We start from the raw sequence: 6,444 nt of genomic DNA on the forward strand, positions 1-6,444 counted from the left end.
CCGCGACGCGCTCGGCGAACGCCGCGGTGTCCTCGGCGCCCTTGTTCGAGACGGCGTCGACGACGGCGGCCTCGAGGTCCGTCTCCGCGTCGATTCCGGGCGGCCGCCAGCGCACCTCGCGGCCGTAGTGGCGGTCGCGGAACGCGTCCACGATGCCGTCGGCGGTCTTCTTCCCGACCCGCGTGAACTCCGACTGGAGGAACCCCGAGACCGAGTGGGAGTCGGTGTCGTCGAGCATCTTGATGAGCGTCCCGAGCTCCACGCCGTGCGGGTGGGGGCGAATCTCCTCGGTCTCGTCGGGGAGGCCGGCGTCCTCGGCGCGCTCGGCCTTGATCTCGCCCTTCGGCTCCTGCAGTTCGATGCGCGCGTGGGGGTTGACGACCGCGGTGTGCTTGACGTAGTCGTGGAGCTGGCCGCGGGCGCGCATGTTCGCCTCGAGGTCCATCTCGATGCGCGTGCCGTGGGTCCCCCGGAGGTCGCTCTCCGCCGCGGAGAGCTCCTCCTCGACGCTGATTTCGGGCTCGTTGGTGTCCGTGTCGATGATGAGCTCGTAGTAGTTCGAGACGCCCGAGTCCTGCGTGCGGCTCTCGATGCGCACCGGCTTCCCGGAGGTGAGCTGGGAGTAGAGGACGGCCGCGGAGATGCCGATGCCCTGCTGGCCGCGGGACTGCTCGCGGGCGTGGAACCGCGAGCCGTACAGGAGCTTCCCGAAGATCTTCGGAATCTGGTCTTTCGTGATGCCCGGCCCGTTGTCCTCGACGACGAGGGTGTAGTAGTCCCGGCCCTCCTCGATTTCGACGTAGATGTCGGGGAGGATGCCGGCCTCCTCCGTGGCGTCGAGGGCGTTGTCGACGGCCTCCTTGACGGCCGTCACCAGCCCTCGGGCCCCGGAGTCGAAGCCGAGCATGTGCTTGTTCTTCTCGAAGAACTCGGCGATGGAGATCTCGCGCTGGCTCGCGGCGAGCTCCTCCGCGATGCCCTCCTCCTCGCCGAGCGTCGACTGGAAGGACGTCATTCGATACTCCCTCTTCCCGTTCGGCGGGTAAAACCCCAGCGGTGTGCGGGGTGAAAGTGAAACTGAACGCGCGAGGGCGGGCCGACGAGCGCCGCGAGCCGCGGTCGCGTCAGACGCTCGGCTGACCCGCGCGCTCGGTTCGCGCGCACGCGTGCGAGTCTTTTTTACCGGCGGGGGGCCTACAGAGATGCAACGTTCATGTCTGACCAAAGCGAGTACAGCGCCGGCCAGATTCAGGTGCTGGAGGGCCTCGAGGCCGTCCAGAAGCGGCCGGCGATGTACATCGGTTCCACTGACGCTCGTGGCCTCCATCATCTCGTCTACGAGGTCGTGGACAACTCCATCGACGAAGCGCTCGCGGGACACTGCGACCGCATCGAGGTGACCCTCCACGAGGACGGCTCCGTGAGCGTGGAGGACGACGGCCGCGGCATCCCCATAGACACCCACGAGGAGTACGACCGGCCCGCGGTCGAGGTCATCCTCACCGTCCTGCACGCCGGCGGGAAGTTCGACGGGAAGTCCTACCAGGTCTCCGGCGGGCTCCACGGCGTCGGCGTCTCCGTCGTGAACGCGCTCTCCGAGCGCCTCGCGGTCGAGGTCGCCCGCGACGGCGGGAAGTACCGCGAGAAGTTCGAGCACGGCGAACCCGTCACCGACCTCGAGCGCATCGGGGACAGCGACGAGACGGGCACCCTCATCCGGTTCCGCCCGGACAGCGACATCTTCGAGACGACCGACTTCGAGTTCTCCACGCTCGAGTCCCGGCTCCGCGAGCTCGCATTCCTCAACTCCGGCGTCGAGATCACGCTCACGGACGAGCGCGGCGACGACGGGCAGTCCGTGACCTTCGAGTACGAGGGCGGCATCCGGGAGTTCGTCGAGTACCTCAACGAGAGCCGCCAGCAGCTCCACGAGGACGTAATCTACTTCGAGAGCGACGAGGACGGCATCCAGGTCGAGATCGCGATGCAGGCGACCGACGACCTCCAGTCCTCGACGCACGCGTTCGCGAACAACATCAACACCCGCGAGGGCGGCACCCACCTCACGGGGTTCAAGACCGCGCTCACGCGCACCGTCAACGACTACGCGAACGAGAACAACCTCCTCGGGGAGCTCGACGGCGAGAACCTCAAGGGCGAGGACATCCGCGAGGGCCTGACTGCGGTCATCTCCGTGAAACACCCCGACCCGCAGTTCGAGGGGCAGACGAAGACGAAACTCGGCAACAGCGAGGTCCGGGGCATCGTCGAGAGCACGGTCCACGAGGGGCTGGGCACGTACTTCGAGGAGCACCCGGACACCGCGGAAGCGGTCGTCCAGAAGGCCGTCGAGGCCGCGAAGGCGCGGAAGGCCGCGAAGAAGGCCGAAGAGCTCACGCGCCGCAAGAGCGCGCTGTCCTCGACGAGCCTCCCGGGGAAGCTCGCGGACTGCCAGACGAAAGACCCCGACGACGCCGAGCTGTTCATCGTCGAGGGCGACTCCGCGGGCGGCTCCGCCAAGCAGGGCCGCAACCCCGAGTTCCAGGCCATCCTCCCGCTCGGCGGGAAGATTCTGAACGTCGAGAAACACCGCCTCGACCGTATCCTCGAACACGACGAGATCCGGCACATCATCACCGCGCTCGGCACCGGCATCGGCGACGAGTTCGACATCGACGACATCCGGTACAAGAAGATCGTGATGATGACCGACGCCGACGTCGACGGGGCGCACATCCGCACGCTCCTGTTGACGTTCTTCTACCGGCACATGAAGCCGCTGCTGGAAGCGGGGTACGTGTACGCCGCCCAGCCGCCGCTGTACCGCATCCGGTACCGCGGGGAGACCTACGACGCGATGACCGAGGAGGAACGCGAACGCATCGTCGAGGAGAAGTGCGACGGCAACCCGACGCAGGTCCAGCGGTTCAAGGGCCTCGGGGAGATGAACCCCCAGCAGCTCTGGGACACCACGATGGACCCCGAGAACCGCATCCTCAAGCGCATCACCGTCGACGACGCCGCGGCCGCGGACAAGATGTTCTCCGTGCTGATGGGGGACGCCGTGGAGCCGCGCAAGCAGTTCATCCAGGACCACGCCACGGACGCAGAGTGGGTGGACATCTAACATGAGTTCGGAAGCACCAGACCCAGACGCGCCCGACGAGGTGGCAGACCGCGTGAAGAACGTCCGCGTGGACGAGGAGATGGAGCAGTCGTACATCGACTACGCGATGAGCGTCATCGCGGGCCGCGCGCTCCCGGACGTCCGGGACGGGCTCAAGCCCGTCCACCGCCGCATCCTCTACGCGATGCACGAGGCCGGCGTGACGAGCGGCTCCAGCCACCGGAAGTCCTCGAACATCGTCGGGGACACGATGGGCGACTACCACCCGCACGGCGACTCCGCCATCTACGACGCGCTCGTGCGGATGGCCCAGGACTTCTCGATGCGCCACCCGCTCGTCGACGGGCAGGGGAACTTCGGCAGCGTCGACGGCGACCCCGCGGCGGCGATGCGGTACACGGAGGCCCGCATGTCGCCCATCGCGGAGGAGCTGCTGACGGACATCGAGAAGGACACCGTCGACTTCCAGCCGAACTACGACGACCGCCTGACGGAGCCGGAGGTGCTGCCGTCGGCGTTCCCGAACCTCCTCGTGAACGGCTCCTCGGGCATCGCGGTCGGGATGTCGACGAACGTCCCGCCGCACAACCTCGGCGAGGTCGTGGACGCCACCGTCCACCTCATCGACAACCCCGACTGCACGGTCGTGGACCTGATGGAGTACGTGAAGGGGCCGGACTTCCCGACCGCGGGGAACATCGTCGGGCGCTCGGACGTCAAGCAGGCCTACCAGACGGGCCGGGGACGCGTCCGCATGCGCGCCGAGTACCACGTCGAGGAGGGAGACTCGAGTGACAGCATCGTCATCACGGAGCTCCCCTACCAGCAGAACAAGTCGAAGCTCGTCGAGCGCATCGCGGACGACGTCCGCGACGGCGACCTCGACGGCGTGCGCGACCTCCGCGACGAGTCCGACCGGAACGGCATCCGCATCGTCGTCGAACTGAAGCGGAACGCGAACGCGGACGTCGTGGAGAACCACCTCCTCGAGTCCCACCTCGAGCGCACGTTCGGCGTCATCAACCTCGCGCTCGTGGACGGCCAGCCGAAGGTCCTCACGCTGAAGGAGCTGCTCGAGGAGTACGTCGCCCACCGGAAGGAAGTGGTGCGGCGGCGCTCCGAGCACGACCTCGCCGAGGCCGAGGACCGCGCGCACATCCTCGAAGGCCGCCTGAAGGCCCTCGAGCAGGCGGACGACGTGGTCGAGACCATCCAGAACGCCGAAGACCGCGACGACGCCAAGGAAGCCCTGAAGGACGACTTCGGGTTCACGCAGGCCCAGGCCGACCACATCGTGCGGATGCAGCTCGGCAGCCTCACGTCGATGGAGGCCGCCGAAATCGAGGACGAGTACGAGGACGTGACCGCGCGCATCGAGCGCCTCGAGGAGATTCTCGGCAGCGAGGAGGAGCTCCTCTCGGTCATCAAAGACGAGCTCCGCGAGGTCAAAGACCAGTACGCCGACGAGCGCCGCACGTCGTTCATCGAGGACACGGGCACGGTCACCGACGAGGACCTCATTCCCGAGGAGGACGTCGTGGTCGTGCTCACGGAGAGCGACTACATCAAGCGCGTGCCCGCCGACACGTTCGACGCCCAGCACCGCGGCGGGAAGGGCATCATCGGCACCGACCTCAAGGACGAGGACCGCGTGTCCGCGGTGTTCACCGCGAGCACCCACGACTACCTGCTCTGCTTCACGAACCAGGGCCAGGTCTACCGGCTGAAGGTCCACCAGGTGCCGGAGATGTCCCGCACCGCGCGCGGGACGTCGGCGGTCAACATCCTCGACCTCGACGACGGCGAGGAAATTTCGGCCGTCGTCACGGCCGACGACCTCGACTTCGAGAGCGACGACGAGTACCTCACGATGGCGACCCGCCACGGCTACGTGAAGCGGACGACCGTCGGCGAGTTCGAGAACATCCGCTCGACGGGCATCATCGCCATCAGCCTCGAGGACGGCGACGAGCTCGCCGACGTCGAGGTGACGGACGGCAGCCACGACGTCGTGCTCGGCAGCGAGGACGGCATGGCGATTCGCTTCGACGAGACCGACGTGCGCGCGATGGGCCGGAACGCCCGCGGCGTCCGCGGGATGGACCTCGAGGGCGACGACCGGGTCGCCGGCCTCGCGCCCGTCGAACCCGACGACGAGCGCACGCTGCTCACGGTCACCGAGTTCGGCTACGGGAAGCGCACGCCGCTGTCGGAGTACCGGAAGCAGTCCCGGAACGGGAAGGGGCTCGTGGACATCAAGACCGGCGACCGGAACGGCAGCGTCGTCTCCCTTGACACGGTCGGCGACGACGACAACCTCGTCGCGATGAGCGAGAGCGGCCAGATCATCCGCCTCCCCGTCGGCGAGATTTCGACGGTCGGCCGGAACACGAAGGGCGTGAAGGTGATGGACGTCGAGGCCGGCGACGAGGTCGCCGACGTCTCCGTCTACCGCCCGAGCGAGAGCGGCGACGCGGACGCCGACGAGTAACACACTCACTGCGGCTTCTCTTTCGGAGACGACGGCACCGAACAACCGAGCGTCCGCTGAGCGTCCGCTCGGGTCAGACGGCGTGGCGGTCCGTCACGTACTCGATGGTTGCGACGCCCCTATCGTCGACGGATACCGTGTAGACTCGGTCTGACGACGAGAACCCGACTTCGCCGCGAATCTCGCGCCCGTCGGTCGTCCATCCCCGCTCGGTCGCGGCGTCCCCGACGGGCACGTCCCGTAGTCTCGGTTCGAAGTCGATATTCACGTCGTATTCCGCGTCCGCTTCGAGCACGAACGACGTGTGGACGGGTTCGCCCGGGGCCAGAGCGTACGTCTCATCGATTACCGCCTCGCTCGTACTCGCGACAGTGACGTCCACTGAGTAGCCGACACCGTCGGTTTCGATCTGCAGGATGCCGCTGCTCGGCGACCCCCACGACACACACCCAGCCGAAGCGAGGAGACCGCCGATGGCCGCCAACGAACGTCTGCGGGAGAACCGGAACGACATGAATCACCCGTCACCGGTGGCTGGCAAATACTTTCTCACCGGCGTCGCGCGGAGAGAAGAGACCCAGTGTCCGAGGCCGGGGGATTCACCGTTTTCGCGCGTTCCCGCAGACTGGGAGCGCTTGCACCCGCGCTGGAATCGGGACGGGGGATTGTCCCCCTGCGCGGCCTACCCCGAAGTGGGTGAACGACGATGGCCGTCGCAGAACGCGAACGAGACGTCTTCGGACAGGAGCTTCGACCGCTCGAACGGCTGCTCGCCGGCGCCGCCGTGGCGTTCGGCGCGCTCGGCCACGCCGCGCTCGCCGCCGCC

Annotated in this window: 4 protein-coding genes; 2 read left to right on the forward strand and 2 right to left on the reverse strand. The window is 67.5% G+C overall.

The window, feature by feature from the left end:
- On the reverse strand, positions 1-1,015 hold a 1,015-nt coding region (locus GJ634_RS13440), incomplete at its 3' end, for a DNA topoisomerase VI subunit B (RefSeq protein ID WP_157503378.1).
- 198 nt (positions 1,016-1,213) lie between these two features.
- Between GJ634_RS13440 and gyrB the strand changes: the two genes are divergently transcribed.
- Positions 1,214-3,127 (forward strand): DNA topoisomerase (ATP-hydrolyzing) subunit B, encoded by a 1,914-nt coding sequence (gene gyrB / locus GJ634_RS13445; protein WP_157503379.1) that lies wholly within the window; start codon positions 1,214-1,216, stop codon positions 3,125-3,127.
- A gap of 1 nt (position 3,128) precedes the next feature.
- The gene (gene gyrA / locus GJ634_RS13450; RefSeq protein ID WP_157503380.1) at positions 3,129-5,618 is read left to right on the forward strand and encodes a DNA gyrase subunit A; all 2,490 of its coding nucleotides are present in this window, start codon (positions 3,129-3,131) and stop codon (positions 5,616-5,618) included.
- A 73-nt stretch (positions 5,619-5,691) separates the two neighbouring features.
- Here the strand turns inward: gyrA and GJ634_RS13455 are convergent, their stop codons facing one another.
- Positions 5,692-6,132: a hypothetical protein gene (locus GJ634_RS13455; protein ID WP_157503381.1), complete on the reverse strand. Its 441-nt coding sequence runs from the start codon at positions 6,130-6,132 to the stop codon at positions 5,692-5,694.
- Between the last annotated feature and the right edge of the window lie 312 nt (positions 6,133-6,444).

Source organism: Halobacterium sp. CBA1126 (assembly GCF_009741975.1).
GTDB lineage: Archaea > Halobacteriota > Halobacteria > Halobacteriales > Halobacteriaceae > Halobacterium.

Excerpts from the sequence above, each read along its gene's own strand:
- gyrB (WP_157503379.1), top strand. The coding sequence starts at position 1,214 with ATGTCTGACCAAAGCGAGTACAGCGCCGGCCAGATTCAGGTGCTGGAG.
- gyrA (WP_157503380.1), top strand. The coding sequence starts at position 3,129 with ATGAGTTCGGAAGCACCAGACCCAGACGCGCCCGACGAGGTGGCAGAC.
- GJ634_RS13455 (WP_157503381.1), bottom strand. The coding sequence starts at position 6,132 with ATGTCGTTCCGGTTCTCCCGCAGACGTTCGTTGGCGGCCATCGGCGGT.